Raw genomic sequence first — 15914 nt, forward strand, 5'->3', positions numbered from 1 at the left:
CAAATGAGTACTCCGAAATAACAAATGAGTACTCCGAAATAACAAATGGGTACTCTGAAATAACAAATGGGTACTCCGAAATAACAAATGGGTACTCCGAAATAACAAATGAGTACTCCGAAATAACAAATGAGTACTCCGAAATAACAAATGGGTAGTTAAAATAATGAAGCGATCGCCCTCCAAACCTGATTATTTCTAATCTGGAAACCAACTGGAGACTCAAATGACCACAGCAACGATAGTAACACCACCAAAGGAATTACCTCTTTTGTTTGAGGGAATGACTTGGAGAGAGTTTAAAGCAGTTGAGCAATTGTTAGACCGTCCAGGATATCGGCTCTCTTTTCTGGATGGAGTTCTGGAGATCCGACGAATGCCTGGAGAACCCCACGAAACTGTTAAAAAAAGGATTGCTGCATTATTGGAACTTTATCTGCTCATGGCAGGGTTCGACTTTACTCCTACTGGCTCAATGACTCTGGAAAGTGAAACAGTCGCCGTCAAGCGAGAGGCGGATGAATCTTATAAGCTTGCTCCTGGTCGAATGCTACCCGATCTAGCGATCGAGGTGGTGTTTTCCAGTGGCGGCATCAACAAACTGGATGCATACAAGCGGCTGAAAATCAAGGAAGTATGGTTTTGGGAAGATGGTGTCCTAGAAGTCTATCATCTGCGGGGAGAAGGCAATACACTTCACTATGAAAAGGTTTCTAGTAGTGAAGAGGTGAAAGGAATCGATCTGGATTTGTTGTTACGTTGCATGAATATGGTGAATCACGTCGAGGCGATCAAGACTTTTCAACAGGCGCTTCAGAAATAAGCGATCGCACATCCTTATGGGATTGTTAGGTTTCATATCATGTCCGCATAATTAGTTATGATTTCCCCAGTCATTGCACCCTCTCGAAGAGCCTACGCTGTACACAGAAGTTTGAAATAGCTTACTCATCTGGGTTTTAGCGTCAGTTTTACCCCACCCTAACCCTCCCCTTGTAAAGGGGAGGGAACCGGATCTCTGATCTCCCCCCTTTGCAAGCGATGCCCTGAGCTTGTCGAAGGGGGGGATTAAGGGGGGTAATTAATTATACATAAGAAGGCAAATTAGTATTAAGCCTATCCTCTTCTAGAAGAGAGGTTTTTCAATCTTTTTGTTCAGCGTAGAGACTTTAAGCTTTCAGTCTTTTGCACTAAGAAATCAGTGAAGATGCTCATAATGGTGCGCTGACGTAATTTCACATTAGCATTAATGGACATCCCTGATTGCAAGGGAATTTGACGCTGATTAATTAGTAACTTCTGCCCATGTAGGCGGACTTTTGCGGAAAAACGCCAGAAATTATAAACTTGGTCTGGAGGTAAGGCATCAGAGCCAATCTCAACTAGTTCGCCTTTGATATCACCATACTCTTGGAAGGGAAAGGAATCAATTCTTACATCCACTTGTTGCCCTTCTTTGACAAAGCCGATGTCGCGGTTGGTGATGTAGACGTTAGCAACTAAGTTATCATTAGGAACGAGTTTCAGAAGCGGTTCGCTGGAATTAACTACAAATCCTGCTGTTTTGGCTTTGAGTTCAAAGACAGTTCCATCTACGGGTGCTGTAATTTTCTGATATTTCAGAGTTTGTTCTGCTTGAGTTAACTTACTATCAATCTCTCCAATCTGACTATTAATTTCATAGAGACGTTTTTGATTATCTACAATTACCTTGGTTAATTGGCTGTCAATTCCGGCAATGTTTTTGTCATTATCTGTAATTTTGGCTAGTAAATCTTCTTGAGACACAGCCGCAGTATTGCGAAATTTTTGATTTGACTGTGCGATCGCTAATTGTAATCGCTGCTGTTCTCTACTCAGTTGGATCACTTCAGCTTGTTTAGTGCTGACATCCTGTTGTTGTTTCAAGTATTGCACCTGGGAAATCGCCCCCTGTTGCGCTAGAGGTTCAAACTTGCGGAGAATTTGTTGATTAATTGTCAGCAACTCTTTAGCGCTACTTAATTCCGCTTGAGTTTGGAAAAATTGCTGTTGTGTCTGTCCCGTTTCTAAATTAGCTGTGGCTAAACGCGATTCCAACTCTATTTGGCGATTTCGCAAACGTAACTGCTGCTCTCTTGTGAGACTATTTCCAGCAGTCGTACCGTTTAACTGTGTCCGATACAACTGGTTTTCGGCAATAATGGCGGCTCGGCTTTTGGTCAAAAAGGCTAGTTCTGGTTTAATTTTCAACAGAGCAGTTTGCTGTGCTACTTCTTGTAGTGATATGCTCCCTTGAAGTTGACGGCGATAGAAGTCATTTTCTTGCTCTAGCGCCTGTTTCGCCAGCAATTGAGTCGCCCGACTTTGCTTTAATGAGGTTAACTCCGCCTCCGAAGAAGTTTTTTCTAGGGTAACGAGCGTTTCACCTTTTTTGACTCGCTGACCATCTTTGACTAAAATCTCATTGACAACACCATGAATCGGAGCCTGAATTTCTTTAACTGCACCCTGTGGTTCTAGCTTGCCAGTAGCATGAATTGATTCATCAATTTGGAAGACTGAGGCCCAGATTACGGTGAAGGTGCTAACTCCAACAATAGTCCAGGCGATCGCTCGTGACCAAGTAGGGGTTTGTTGTAAAAGTACTGGTTGATCGAATTTATATTGAATATTCATAATAAATGGGGAATGGGGCAGAGGAGCAGGGAGGCAGAGGAGCAGGGGGGCAGAGGAGCAGAGGAGCAGGGGAGCAGAGGGCAGGGGAGCAGGGGAGATAATTAATGACAAATGACTAATGACTAATGACCAATGACTAATGATTAAACTTTCGCTTCCTGTTGCTGATACAGACAGTAGTAATAACCTTTGAGCGCCATCAATTCTTCATGAGTTCCTTGTTCTACCACAGCACCTTTATCCATCATCAGAATGACATCGGCATTGCGAATTGTGCTGAGGCGGTGAGTAATGAAAAATACTGTTTTATCTTTGAAGGTTCTCGCCAAGTTACCGCAGACTTGGGCTTCGGCATTGTAATCTAAGGCGCTGGTAGCTTCATCCAAAATCAGTAATTGCGGGTTTTGCAGAACAGTACGAGCGATCGCTACTCGTTGGCGTTGTCCTCCAGATAATCCTGAACCTCGCTCGCCGACACGGGTGTTATAGCCACTTGGCAAAGACATAATAAAGTCGTGGGCATAAGCTACCTTGGCGGCATTAATAATTTCTTCATCGCTAGCATCAGGATATCCCAAGGCAATGTTTTCGCGGATTGTGCCATCGAATAGTAAGGTATCTTGTAACACCATACCAATCTGACGGCGTAAAGAATAAAGTTCTACTTTGCTGATATCATAGCCATCAATCAAGATTTTGCCGGACTTGGGTTCATAAAGTCGGGGTAATAATTTTAGCAGAGTGCTTTTACCGGAACCGCTTTGACCAACAATTCCCACAAAGGAGCCAGCCGGAAAGTCTAAGTTAATATTGTATAGTTGCATTGGCCCGTGTTCCGAGAAACTGAAGCTGAGATTTTCAAAGTGGACGCTACCTTGAACACTGGGCATCAGGATATTTTGACAGTTACCAATTTCTACTTCTTGGGGAGTATCTAAAATATCAGCAAGGCGTTGCAGAGATAGAGCGGTTTCTTGGAAGTTCTGCCAAAGTTGCATTAGGCGTAACAAGGGACTGGTGACATAACCCGCCAGGATGCGGAAAGCGATGAGTTGTCCCAAGGTTAGGTGCTGATTGAGGACGAGAAAAGCTCCCACCCACAGCACTAACATACTAGAAAACTTGTTGAGAAAACTGCTAACAGAACCGGCAGTAGTTTGGGTAGAGACTGTTTTAAAACCAGCGCTAATATAACGAGCATAACGTTCTTGCCATTGCCAACGCGATCGCATTTCTAAATTTTGCGCCTTGACTGTCTGCATTCCCCCCATCACTTCCACTAAATAAGATTGCGTTTCGGCATTGCACTCAGCTTTTTCTTGCAATTGTCGGCGCATCACAGGTGATACCATCAAGTTGAGTAAGCCAAACAACGGTACTGTTGCCAAAGCAACTAATGTTAACACTGGGCTGTAAATCGCCATTACTACAATGTAGACCACTGAAAATACAGCATCCATCACCACAGTTAAAGCTGTACCGGTTAAGAAAGAGCGAATGTTTTCCAACTCGTGAATTCGCGTTGCCAATTCTCCTACAGGACGGCGTTCAAAGTAAGATAATGGCAGACGTAACAGGTGATTAATCACCTCAGAACCAAGGGCGAGGTCAATTCGGTTAGTGGTATCTGTAAATAAATGAGTGCGGATACTGGTGAGTATTGCTTCGATGACTGCTACTACTAGCAAAAAGATGCCAAAAACTTCCAGGGTATCAGGACTATTGCCAACCAATACTTTATCAATAATCACCTGTGTGGCGAGGGGATTTACCAGCCCAAACAGTTGGATAACAATAGAAGCAATGAGTACTTCAATTAATACTTTGCGATAGCGCCGCAGTGAGGGTACAAACCAACTCAAACTAAACCGCGCCTTGGGAGTATTTTTGGTGGTTTGTAGCAGCAGGACTTCTCCTTCAGCCCCCCAATTTTCGGCAAAGTCTCGAAGTTTGTAGCGCAGTAGTCCCATCTCTGGAACGGCAATGAGTAACTCTTGATTGCTATTATTGTAAATAATTGCAAAACTATCTTGCCAAGAAATCATTACTGGTAGTTGCAAGCGTCCGACTGCGGCGGCGGGAACTTTCACCATCTGTGTTGTCAACCCCATCAACTCAGCAGCGGCGGCGCAAAATTGCAGAGATATAACGCCTTTCTGTTCGTGCTGCTTTGTCAATACTCGCTGCAATGTATCTCTGCGCCAAGAGATGTTAAAGTATTGGCTCAACATCTGGAAGCAAGCTAGGGAACCATCCAACGGGCCTCTACCTTTGATATAAGGAAACTTCTTTTGTTTACCTTTAGCTGCTGGTGCTTCTGTGACAGTAATTTCTGAGGCGTAGGGAATCTCTGCGGGTAAGAGTGTTTTTGGTGTAGGAGAAGCGAGATTTTCTCTAAATATTGATTTGGGCAATCCCACCAGACGCATATTTGTCTGAAATTTCAGCTTGGGATTGAGTTCATCCAACTCTAAGCGACTCCCCACAGGGAACTCAGCATCAAAATTACTGCTGACTAACCACAAAAATTCTGAATCTAACTGCTGGCGGAAAGCTTTGCGTGCAGGAATTGTTTGGATAATCGCAACTTCAGTTGCAGCTTGGGCAAGCTTAACTAAATTTCTGCTACCATCTGCGCGACGGCTGAGTTCTTCGGTAAGTAGTTCATATACTTCTAAAAGAGTAATCTCATTTTGCAAAGCATGGACAAAAGCCTCTTCCTGCTTAAGTAAAGTTAGAAAACCAGCAATAGGTAGATTAATAGCGATAACTTCAGTAGAAGCGATCGCAGTTTCACAAGCAATACCCCGTACATGACTTACCCAACCCAAAACCTCTCCTTGAGAAAGTAACTTCAGTGTCGCCGGATTTTGTCCTTGGGAATTGTAGGTTAATAAACGTGCTTGTCCTTGGTAAATAATGCTAATCCAATTGGGCATAGCTTCCCTGGTTACTATTACCTGCCCGATGCGATAACGACAAAATTGCACCTTGTCGAGCAAATTTTCTAAAACATTTGGTGGCAGATAATTAAAAGGAAATAGATCGGCAATATATTCTTGAATATCAATGGTTGTATTTGTCATCATCTTGCACCCGATTTTAATAATTTTTAAGCAGCCTTCGCTTCTTGAGACTGTGCTGGTTTGGTGTTGATTCCCATCCAGACTTTTTCTTCTGGTGATAGTTGACTTAGTTGCTGTTGAAACCAAGTTTCAAAATTCTCTTGCAGCAATCGTTGGCGCATAAAATCGTCCAACTGGGCACTGATAAACTTTTCCACACGTATAATTATCCATGAGTCTCCAAAGGCTACGGGTGGTTGAACTATACGTACTTGACTTGTGCAAAGTAACTGAGCAAAATTGGGAGTTATAGTACCAAGTTCTACTGGGCCGATGATGCCATTTGTATCAGCTTCTGGCCCTTGAGAATATTCACGTGCCAAATCAGAAAATGATTGTTCTCCTTCTGTAATTCGGAAGAATAGCTCGTTAGCAGTTCCTCTGCTATTAGTCCGAATTAAAGAATAAATGACTTTATCAAAATGCCTTTTGTATTTGAGGAAGTAAGATTCTAGTTGATGTCCCCAAGTTATTTGCTTAAACTTTTCGACTCTCAGCTTGCGGGTGGCGAAAAGTTCTAGTTGCTTTTGAGTTAAACCATAACGCAAACACCAATCTTGGATTTTTTCTTCGCTGTTTAAATCCCAATGCTGATAAAATTGCTGTAGAGCTTGAGATGTTTCGGCTGGTGTGCAGGTAATTGGTGCGTTGGCGTAGCCCGTCGTAGATATCGCTAATTCAATAATGCTCTGAGATAACAATTGCGGGATTAGATTGTAACTTACTAAAAAGGGGATAATTTCTCTAGGTATGTTGGCATATCCCAACTCAGGAATCGCGCCGCTTATTTGTAAAACTTTATTCATATTTGTAGAAATATTTTATCCATGCAGTTATAAAATTTAGAAATGCAAGCGGCAAAGTTCAAGTAGAGTTATGTACCGCTTGCAATATTTGCATACTCTTGAAAGCATTGTATGGCAATGCTTTCAATTACCAGTCATTAATGCCTAAACTTAAGCAAAAGTAGTAGTAAAATGGTCAAAAGCCAAGTTAAAGCTAGTATTGCCACTAAATTGATTGACCTGCAAGAAGTAGTTACCAGCTGAAGTAATGTTAGAGATTACATCCGACGTAGTACCACCCCTAGTAGAGCTTGCAACTACCTCATTTGCATCAACAATGCGATTGTTGTTAACGTCTTGAATCAGTCTGATGTCAGCATCACTTGTGAGTCCACTCAATGTAATGTTGACACCCTCAAACGATCCTAGAGAGAATTGGTAAACATCTGCTGTGTCAAAGTCGCCTACAGAACCAAATTGGTTAACATCAGCTGACAAGTTGCCAAGTTCAACCTCTTTAGGCAGAAGATTGCTCAAATCGCTCGAGTTGGGTGTAGTCGCAGACACGGCAAAATCATAACTTATAGTTCCTGAACTAGCAGCACCGCGAATAACTTGGGCAAAATAAGTACCTGCATTTTCTCGGTTATTAATTGATTCATCTCTATTAGAAGACCTAGCGGACAAATCAACTGATTGGTCATTAGCATCAAAAATCCCGTTACCATTGTCTCGAAAAAGTAACAGTTCGGGATCACCACCAATGATATCTGTCACAGTCAGATTGATGTTTTTGGTACTGCCGATTTGAAACTGAAAGACATCAGTAGGATCGGATGTAGTTAAAGTTAAGTTGTTTCTAACAACAGGAGTAGTGCCTATTGTACCAAGATTGGAAAGTGCCATTTTTTTGTCCTTTAAGTGCTGATTGTGATTTGGTTAAATTCACGTAAGTTGTGGTTTGCACAGATGTAAACTTTCTATTGGAAGTTACATTTACTGGAATTTGGTGGCTTAGAGTTTGATGAAAATAAATAAAATTTATTATCTTCAATAGAGCCTTAGCTGTTTGGTTTTGTGCTTGCCGTGTTCAAAACCTGTTGTTTAACCATGAATCTAAATTAAGCTGTTTCTTCAATAAACACAGCATGAAAAAGACTTCAATAGTTAGGTGTTTGGAAGTAAATTCCAAATGCTTTGTATTATTTAGTCATAAAAAGTCTTATAACTCACCGTTGGCGTAATTGAGAGTGAGTTTGATGAAATAAGAGATGTGTGAAGAAGTAGGCAAAAGCTTGTATCAAGGCGATGGTAGCACTACAGGTCTTGTTGTCATTGATACAAAAAAGCCTCTGTGTTATCAGAGGCTTCTTATGATTAAATCTTTAGCGTCAATTTTGTTGAAATATTTGATGAGTACAGCTATAAAGTTTTAGTCACACAGGTTAGGACATTTTGAAAGCATGGAAGCTAGGAATAGTAATGCTTTTACCTCTTACCTCCTGCTATAGTATAAGTCTGATGTCATTTCTTTATCTAGAGTGTGGAATAAAAGCGGCAAAGTTCAGGTATGATTCTCTGCCGCTTGCATCATTGGCATACCCTTGAAAGCATTGCCGTACAAAACTTTCAAGTATTACTAACCACTGCCGATGCCTAAACTTAAGCAGGAATGGAGAACTGGTTAAGAGCCAAGTTGTAGTTAGTGCTGCCAGTGGCTTCAGTTACCTGCAAGAAGTAGTTACCAGCTACAGTAATGTTTGAAATCAGTTCTGAAGTAATACCTGCATTAGTAGAGCTTCTAATTACCTCGCCTGCATCGACGATGCGATTGTTGTTAGAGTCTTGAATCAGCCGTATATCAGCATCGCTGCTTAATCCGTCCAATTGAATGTTGACACCTTGACGAAATCCCAAAGAAAAGTTGTAAACATCGGTAGTATTAGTGTTACTGACGTTACCTGTACGAGTGACATTACCTGACAAGCTACCAAGTACAAACTCCTTAGGTAGAAGGTTGCTGGAACTGGCTGAAATCGGAAGAGTTCCAGCAGGTTCAGTTGCAGACAAGGCTAAATTGTAACTGACATCGCCTGAACTACGTGGAGCAAAGCGAGATACTTCGGCAAAAAAAGTACCTGAACTAGTTTTAAAGTTAATCGCTTCATCTTGGTTGCTTCCCCGATTGGAAACAAGTCCAGTTTTTCGGTCGAAGTCATCCAATACACCGTTAAGGTTAGCATCTTTAAACAATCGGATGTCAGCATCATCGCCAGCACTAATGTCTGTTAGAGACAGGTTGATGTTTTTGCCACTGGTGATTTTGAACTGAAAGACATCCGTGGGATCAGATGTAGTTAAATCCAAGCTATTCTTAACAACAGGGGTGCTACCAAGTGTACCAAGATTGAAAAATGTCATTTTTTTTGTCCTTTAGATGTTGATTGTGATGTGGTCAAGTTCAGATTAAGTTGTGGTTTGCACAGATGTAAATTCCGATTTAAATCGACATTTACTGGAATAGAAGGGCTGATAGTTGGATGAAAATAAAGAACATTTATTATTTTCAATAGAGCCTTAGTTATTTAGTTTTGTGCTTGCCCTCTTTAGAACCTGTTGTTTAACCATGAATCTAAATTAAGCTGTTTTTTAAATAAACACAGCATGAAAAAGACCTCAATAGTTAGGTGTTTGAAAGTAAATTTAAAGTGCTTTGTATTATTTAGTCATAAAAAGTCTTATCTAGGGCAAACAGATGGGAAGAAGGCAGAAGACAATAATGTTGCAGTGGCGTAAAACCCAATACGGTTCAGTTAAGGCTAAAAACCTTTGTCAATCGAAGATAATGGAAAAGGTTTTAACCCCACTCAAAATACAACCGGGTTTGGATTACAAGGGATGCGAGAACGGACGGTTGCATTGGGCGACCAGTTGAATCTCCACAGTCAACTAGGAACAGGTTGCTGTATTTCTGTTTCTTTGCCACTCTCAAAGCTGTTAGTGTTTTAGCTTATGATTCGGATTTTATTAGTTGACGATCAGCATCTTATTCGCCAGGGACTTAAGAGTATGCTTGAGTCGAATGCAGAGATGCAGATAATATCATGTCCGCCAAATTACCCATAATAAAAGAACCCCACCCCCAACCCCTCCCCGCAGGCGGGGAGGGGAGACAAAGCATAGCTTTGGCGGGGTGGGGTTCTTCGGGTTTAATTAAGCAATTAAGCGGACATGATATAATCGGTGAGGCAGAAAATGGGCAACGAGCACTTGAACAGATTGCCGCGCTGCAACCCGATATTGTGCTAATGGATATTCGGATGCCCGTAATGGATGGAGTTGCCACTACAAAAGCGATCGCTCAACAACATCCTGAAATTAAGGTTCTCGTCCTCACCACCTTCGATGATGATGAGTATGTTTTCCAGGCGATGCGGTTGGGTGCAAAGGGCTATTTGCTCAAGGACACCGAACCAGATGAATTAATGTTGGCAATTCTATCCGTCTACAAGGGACAAACCCTACTTGGCCCGGGATTGTTTGAGAAAGCACTCACGCCGATTGCCGCACCTGCCCCGTCTGTGCAAACTCCTCCAGAATTGGCGCAACTCACACCCAGAGAATTAGATGTATTGCGGTTAATTGCTTGTGGAGCCAATAACCGGGAAATTGCCGAATCGCTGTTTCTTTCAGAAAACACTGTTAAGAACTATGTTACTAATATTTTGAGTCGGTTGAGTTTACGCGATCGCACTCAAGCCGCTTTGTTTGCCCATTCGTTGTTTAGTGAACTTAAATAGAGTCTACTTGGGCAAGGGAGATATCGTTCGCTAGAAAGACAAATAGCTAGCAGCACTTCTCTACGAGAGGCTGCGCCCTTCGGCTACGCTCAGGACAGGCTCAGTGACCGAGGAGCAGGGGGAAAGAGTTAGAGACAAACCATTATCAAACATTTCGTGAAATGGTATTAATCCCCTCCCCAAAGCATCGGCTACGGCGTACACACAAGTTTTTTAGAGTTGCAGTGTAGCTTAGGGTGGGCTAATCTTTGCAGGTCGATGCATTGGCATAACAAGTCGATGTATTGGCATAACAAGTCGATGTATTGGCATAACAAGTCAATGTATTGGCATAACAAGTCGATGTATTGGCATAACAAGTCAATGTATTGGCATAACAAGTCAATGTATTGGCATAGCAGAGCAAGATGTGGGGCAGCTTTAGAAGACTTTTGTGTATACCGTAGCCCAATTGGGGGAGTTAGAGGGGTGAGAAGGACTTGTGTATACACCGTAACCAACTTGGGGAGGGAAGACAAAGCGTAGCTTTGACGGGGTGGGGTTCAAATTTTGTAGTTTATGCAAAAAGTCTATTGCACATTGTGTATTAATGCACAACAACTGAATATAGATATTTTGACATACCCTTTCAGGGATAATTCTTGTTATACAGCAGCCTACAGGGAGAACTTAATATGACATCTCCAGAAACGGTTACATGGCTACAAGAACGCACGTCTTTAGGAATTCTCTCACCTGAAGTATTAAATGCGATCGCTCAAGTAATTGAAGAACAAGTAGTGAGTGCCGAAACTGACTTAGTTAGTGAAGGCAATTCTCCAGAAGCTCTTTATATTCTTGTAGAAGGTCAACTTGAAAGCAATAGCACCAATCAAAGCAACCCAGCTTTAGCTTGTGGATTTCTCCCCGGTGCAGTGATTGAACTCAAAGAATTGCTGTTGGAAGAATTAACTCCATTCACAATTACGACAGTAACCGAATGTCACTTGTGGGTTGTACCTGCTGCTAAATTTCGGGAATTAGTCACTCAATACCCCGAAATTGCTCAGGCTTTTTCGCGTCAATTGGCTCAAGAATTAGCTCAGGTAACATCTGCACTTGGCTATGAACAAGAACGTTCTATTGCCTTGCGGCCATATTTAGTCACCAAAGCGCAACGGGGAATTGTCGGTACAAGTCGCTATGCTGTACGGTTGCGGGAGCAAATTCGAGAAGCAGCTGCTGACCGCGAATCAGTGGATATTTTCGGAGAACCAGGGTTAGAAAAAGACAATATAGCAGCTCTCATCCACTTTGGTTCTCCCAAACGGCGGGAACCAATTATTAAAGTAAATTGTGGTATTCTCCAAACTAGCGGTGCAGATTTATTTGGTCGCGCTGGCGGCAAACCCGGACTGTTGGAATGGTTGGGGGAAGGTACTCTAGTTTTCAACAACATCCAAGAATTGCCCAAAGAATTATTACCTGCCGTGACGGATTTGCTCAAAACTGGTACATATACCCCCGTCAGTCGTTCTGGAGACCCAGTAGCCGAAGCTCGTCCCAGTAAAGCCAGAATTCTCATTGTTTCAGAAAAAACTCAGCCGACAATTGAACGCTGTATTGGTCACATTATAAAAGTACCACCGCTACGGGTGCGGAAAGCTGATATTCAGACACAAGTTGAATATTATACCAGTCTTTACACTCGCTCTAGAGGCGTTTCTAAACCGCATATTACCCCAGAAGCTTTGCGTCGCCTCCAGTCTTATGATTTTCCTGGCAACCTCAAAGAATTGAAAAATCTGGTAGAAAGAGCGATTGTCCAAGCTGAGGGTGCAAATGAATTAACAGAAGAAATTTTCTGGCCAGCCGAAACTAAGAAAAAACGATTTCGGGTAAATCTGTTAAATGCCTATCCTTCCTTAAGGCGGTTTTTACGTAGTGACTGGTGGCCCGATCGCATTAATTATGGTTTTACTGCAACAGCTTTTGCGATTATTGTTGCAATATTATTTATTGGGCCGCAAACCCGCGATCGCAATTTCGTATTAAATCTATTTTGGGCTTGGTGGTGGCCTTTCTTCTTATTTCTCTTTCCCTTTTTGGGACGTATCTGGTGTTCTGTTTGTCCCTTCATGATTTACGGGGAAATTACTCAAAAGTTATCTTTATGGCTGTGGCCTCGAAAACTCAAGCGCTGGCCGAGAGAACAAGCTGAGAAATGGGGCGGATGGTTCCTCTTTGGTTTATTTACCCTAATTTTCTTATGGGAAGAACTCTGGCATTTAGAAAATACCGCTTACCTCAGCGCTTGTTTGCTGCTGTTAATTACTGCTGGGGCGATGATTTTCTCGGCTCTTTTTGAGCGGCGGTTTTGGTGTCGTTATCTCTGTCCCATCGGCGGCATGAATGGTTTATTTGCCAAACTCTCAATGACGGAACTCCGGGCACAGCAAGGGATATGTTCTGCCAGTTGCACCACGTATCAATGTTATAAAGGTGGGCCGCAAAAAGGCGAAGGGCTAGAAACCAATGGATGTCCTTTATACTCACACCCAGCGCAGTTAGAAGATAACCGAGATTGCGTGCTGTGCATGACTTGCCTCAAAGCCTGTCCCCATCGTTCCGTTGAGTTCAACTTGCGTCCCCCTGGAATTGAACTGTGGACAACTCATGTACCCCGTACTTATGAAGTAGCATTATTGTTTTTGCTATTGGGTGGTATATATCTACATCGCTTGCCAGAATTGCAATCTTGGTTAGGGCTGCAACTAGATTTAACTGATTTTTGGCAACACTTGGGATTATCGCTGCTAGTGTTAATTATTCCAGCGGCTCTTACCTTTGGGGCTTATGGCTTGCTCCAACTGTTCAACGCTAACCGTAAGCCTCGAAAATTTGTAGAGCTTGCATATAGCTATCTTCCATTAGTTTTAGGGGGAAACTTGGCTCACTATCTGCGTTTAGGCTTGGGCGAAGGCGGGCGAATTTTACCTGTTACCTTTGCTACTCTTGGTTTGAGTGGCGAACAATTGCCAATATTAGTTGCTCACCCGGCTGTGATTGCCTTTTTGCAAGGTGCAACGCTAATTTTCTCCGTGTTAATGACTATGTTATTAACCCAAAAGATTGCCAAGCAACCAGTGCGATCGCTCATGCTGCAACACCTAGCAGCGATCGCTTTGGGAGTTAGTATGTGGGCGATTATCGTCTTTTGAGCTTTACATCTTCCACCAGGCGATTAAAAACCGCCTGGGTTAGGTGCAAAATGTGAGTTAAGAACATTCTTCCCTACGAACGTGATAGAAAATACTTGTATGATTTATGATTTTTGACTCATAGTGTAAGGATTACAGATAATGCACGTTATAAAAAGAGCGATCAAACCAGCAACTTATATATCCTTCCTCCACATTTACCAAACGACTTGGGGGACTGCTGGTGATATTTGTTTAATCCGCGAATCTGTAGCTAAGGAAAGTACAGCGAAGTTTATCGGGCACAAAATCCAACTAGTAGTTCCAAAAGGGCTAGAGCGCGATCGCATCGCCAACTGTCCAATAATTAAAGTTGCAGGTAATGTCGGCGACGGACATCCTAAAGAGCATCCGTTGGAATGGGAGGCTTATGAAGGTGTAAGTGAAGAAATAGCTTTAGCGGCTCTCAAACCTTGGGGCTTCAAGTTAATTGAACTCTAATGTATTAAACCAGGCTTCTAAATCCGCTTGAGCCTGAAAATCCAACAATGCTTCACCGAGATTTTCTAATTGTTCTAAAGAGAGAGTTTCAATCCGGTCTAGCATCTCTTGGGGTAATTCTCCTACCCGTCGAGTCAGCAGACGGAGAATGAGCAATTGCCCTTCTGCTTTTCGTCCTCTTAGTTCTCCTCGTTGTTCTCCTAGTTGTTCCCCTTCTCTTAGAATTTCTTGATAAATTACTGACTCGCGCATCATACCCTCCCGAAATAATTGTCGAATCAAATCTTGATTGTATTTTAACCCCGCTAAGATTTGGGTATACGCGGAAATTTCTGGTCGTTGTCTTGGCTCAAGTTGATTAACTTTTCTCACAACTTGTTGCAACAAAGCTTGGGGTTGCGTGGTTGCCGCCAGTGGTGCTAAGGGTAACAAAGCTGGCTCATTGAGGAATAGTTCAGGATTTTCTTCCCATAAGCGAATCACGCGATATTCATGACGGGTAGTTTCGACACAGAAGACAGTTTCAATTACTGTTCCTGGTGCAGGGGGAAGCAGTAATACGACAACTTGCGTTATTGGTAAACGATACAAACGATACAAGCGTACCCAGTAATCTAGCATCCGCAAGGGTAAGGGTGGCGTAGATTCTAGTTTGGTTTGAAATTCCAGATGGAGAATGCGTCCTTGTAGTTGTAAGAATGTGACATAATCAGCGCGAATTGGTTCGATACTCAATTCGGTTTTGAGAACTGTGACGGAAGTTTGCGGTGTTCCTAATACCCAACTGGCAAAGGTAGCAGGATGTTTTTCGGATAGTAGTTTGCAGAGGTTATCAAAAGACATTAGCGATCGCTAACAATTGAACAAGGTGTTGTTATTATCTCGTGCAGTGGTTTGAGTAGGCGATGTCTACGATGGGCTATTCGGCGTCGCACCATCGCTCAAGGAAGCTAATTATTATACTTTGGGCGTATCTTTTTAAATTCTTGTACCTGTAATAATTACATTAATATTCCATTTCTAGCTAGGTTGAGTTATCAGACGATAAAAAGATAACTGTAGCGGTTCCTGCTTGATTAGTAAAAAACCTAACTCCCTTCTCTTTCCCTACTAAATAAATTACGAATTACGAACTTGTACTGAGCGTAGCCGAAGTATTACAAATTATACAAATGTATTTGCACATAATTAAAAAGCGATCGTCGCCCTTTTTCATTTTTCCCTTTATCCTGCTGTTGACACTCCTCCTCGCCCTGCCTTGGGTAAGCGCGAAAGAACAGCCTAAGACGGAAGTGGCACAGATTAACGGTATCGTTGCTGCTCTTGATGATGGATATGATGGAGTGAAGGGGTATGCATTCAACAAATTAGTTGAATATGATCTGAAAGATTTTAAATCTCTGGGGAAGAAACCGGAAGATATTGCTCAAAAAGCTGCCAAAATCCTCAAGGATAAAACCGTTGACCCCTCTGTTCGTTCCGGTGCAGCACAGGCATTGAGAAATCTGGGGGAGACAGCCAAACCCTATGTCAAAGACATCGCTGACATCCTCAACGACAAATCAGTTGAGGAATTTGTTCGTAGATTTGCAGCAGAGGCATTGTGCAATCTGGGGAAAGCAGCCAAACCCTACATCAAGGACGTCCTCGACTTCCTCAAGGATAAATCCGTTAACAAACATGTTCGTTACTATGCAGCAGTAGCCTTGGGAAATCTGGGGGAGACAGCCAAACCCTACCTCAAAGACATTGCTGACATTCTCAAAGATAAAACCGTTGACCCCTCTGTTCGTTCCGGTGCAGCAGTGGCATTGGGAAATCTGGGGGAGACAGCCAAACCCTACCTCAAAGACATTGCTGACATTC

Annotated in this window: 12 protein-coding genes; 6 read left to right on the top strand and 6 right to left on the bottom strand. The window is 42.5% G+C overall.

Annotated features, from left to right (window positions below; all coding sequences use genetic code 11):
* Window positions 1-226: 226 nt before the first annotated feature.
* A complete protein-coding gene (locus tag RMY27_RS33740) occupies window positions 227-823 on the top strand; it encodes a Uma2 family endonuclease (protein WP_322669158.1) in 597 nt (198 codons plus the stop codon).
* Between the two features lie 332 nt (window positions 824-1155).
* Here RMY27_RS33740 and RMY27_RS33745 read toward each other — a convergent pair whose 3' ends face one another.
* The 5 genes from RMY27_RS33745 to RMY27_RS33765 form a co-directional block, all read right to left on the bottom strand.
* Entirely contained in the window at window positions 1156-2658 is a 1503-nt protein-coding gene (locus tag RMY27_RS33745) for an HlyD family efflux transporter periplasmic adaptor subunit (protein ID WP_322669159.1), read from the bottom strand.
* A 143-nt stretch (window positions 2659-2801) separates the two neighbouring features.
* The gene (locus RMY27_RS33750) at window positions 2802-5747 is read right to left on the bottom strand and encodes a peptidase domain-containing ABC transporter (protein ID WP_416212392.1); all 2946 of its coding nucleotides are present in this window, start codon (window positions 5745-5747) and stop codon (window positions 2802-2804) included.
* Window positions 5748-5770: 23 nt separating this feature from the next.
* Window positions 5771-6589 carry a peptidylprolyl isomerase gene (locus RMY27_RS33755; protein ID WP_322669160.1) on the bottom strand — a complete coding sequence of 273 codons (819 nt, stop codon included), beginning with the start codon at window positions 6587-6589 and terminating at the stop codon, window positions 5771-5773.
* Window positions 6590-6739: 150 nt separating this feature from the next.
* Window positions 6740-7474 carry a PPC domain-containing protein gene (locus tag RMY27_RS33760; protein WP_322669161.1) on the bottom strand — a complete coding sequence of 245 codons (735 nt, stop codon included), beginning with the start codon at window positions 7472-7474 and terminating at the stop codon, window positions 6740-6742.
* A gap of 756 nt (window positions 7475-8230) precedes the next feature.
* Window positions 8231-8989: a PPC domain-containing protein gene (locus RMY27_RS33765; RefSeq protein WP_322669162.1), complete on the bottom strand. Its 759-nt coding sequence runs from the start codon at window positions 8987-8989 to the stop codon at window positions 8231-8233.
* 408 nt (window positions 8990-9397) lie between these two features.
* Here RMY27_RS33765 and RMY27_RS33770 point away from each other — a divergent pair, with 408 nt between their 5' ends.
* The 4 genes from RMY27_RS33770 to RMY27_RS33785 all read left to right on the top strand — a co-directional run bounded on the left by RMY27_RS33770 (window position 9398) and on the right by RMY27_RS33785 (window position 14048).
* Window positions 9398-9577: a hypothetical protein gene (locus RMY27_RS33770; RefSeq protein ID WP_322669163.1), complete on the top strand. Its 180-nt coding sequence runs from the start codon at window positions 9398-9400 to the stop codon at window positions 9575-9577.
* Window positions 9578-9672: 95 nt separating this feature from the next.
* Complete coding sequence (locus RMY27_RS33775) at window positions 9673-10368, top strand: response regulator transcription factor (protein WP_322669164.1); 696 nt, start codon at window positions 9673-9675, stop codon at window positions 10366-10368.
* A 674-nt stretch (window positions 10369-11042) separates the two neighbouring features.
* On the top strand, window positions 11043-13568 hold the full coding sequence (locus tag RMY27_RS33780) for a cyclic nucleotide-binding domain-containing protein (RefSeq protein ID WP_322669165.1): 2526 nt from the start codon (window positions 11043-11045) through the stop codon (window positions 13566-13568).
* Window positions 13569-13709: 141 nt separating this feature from the next.
* A complete protein-coding gene (locus RMY27_RS33785; protein WP_322669166.1) occupies window positions 13710-14048 on the top strand; it encodes a hypothetical protein in 339 nt (112 codons plus the stop codon).
* Here RMY27_RS33785 and RMY27_RS33790 read toward each other — a convergent pair.
* Window positions 14034-14891 carry an Rpn family recombination-promoting nuclease/putative transposase gene (locus RMY27_RS33790; RefSeq protein WP_322669167.1) on the bottom strand — a complete coding sequence of 286 codons (858 nt, stop codon included), beginning with the start codon at window positions 14889-14891 and terminating at the stop codon, window positions 14034-14036. The genes RMY27_RS33785 and RMY27_RS33790 overlap by 15 nt on opposite strands.
* 329 nt (window positions 14892-15220) lie before the next feature.
* Here RMY27_RS33790 and RMY27_RS33795 point away from each other — a divergent pair.
* Window positions 15221-15914, top strand: a 694-nt coding sequence (locus RMY27_RS33795) for a HEAT repeat domain-containing protein (protein ID WP_416212393.1), incomplete at its 3' end; no start/stop codon positions are given.

Source organism: Nostoc sp. DedQUE09, from assembly GCF_034530915.1.
Taxonomy (GTDB): domain Bacteria; phylum Cyanobacteriota; class Cyanobacteriia; order Cyanobacteriales; family Nostocaceae; genus Nostoc.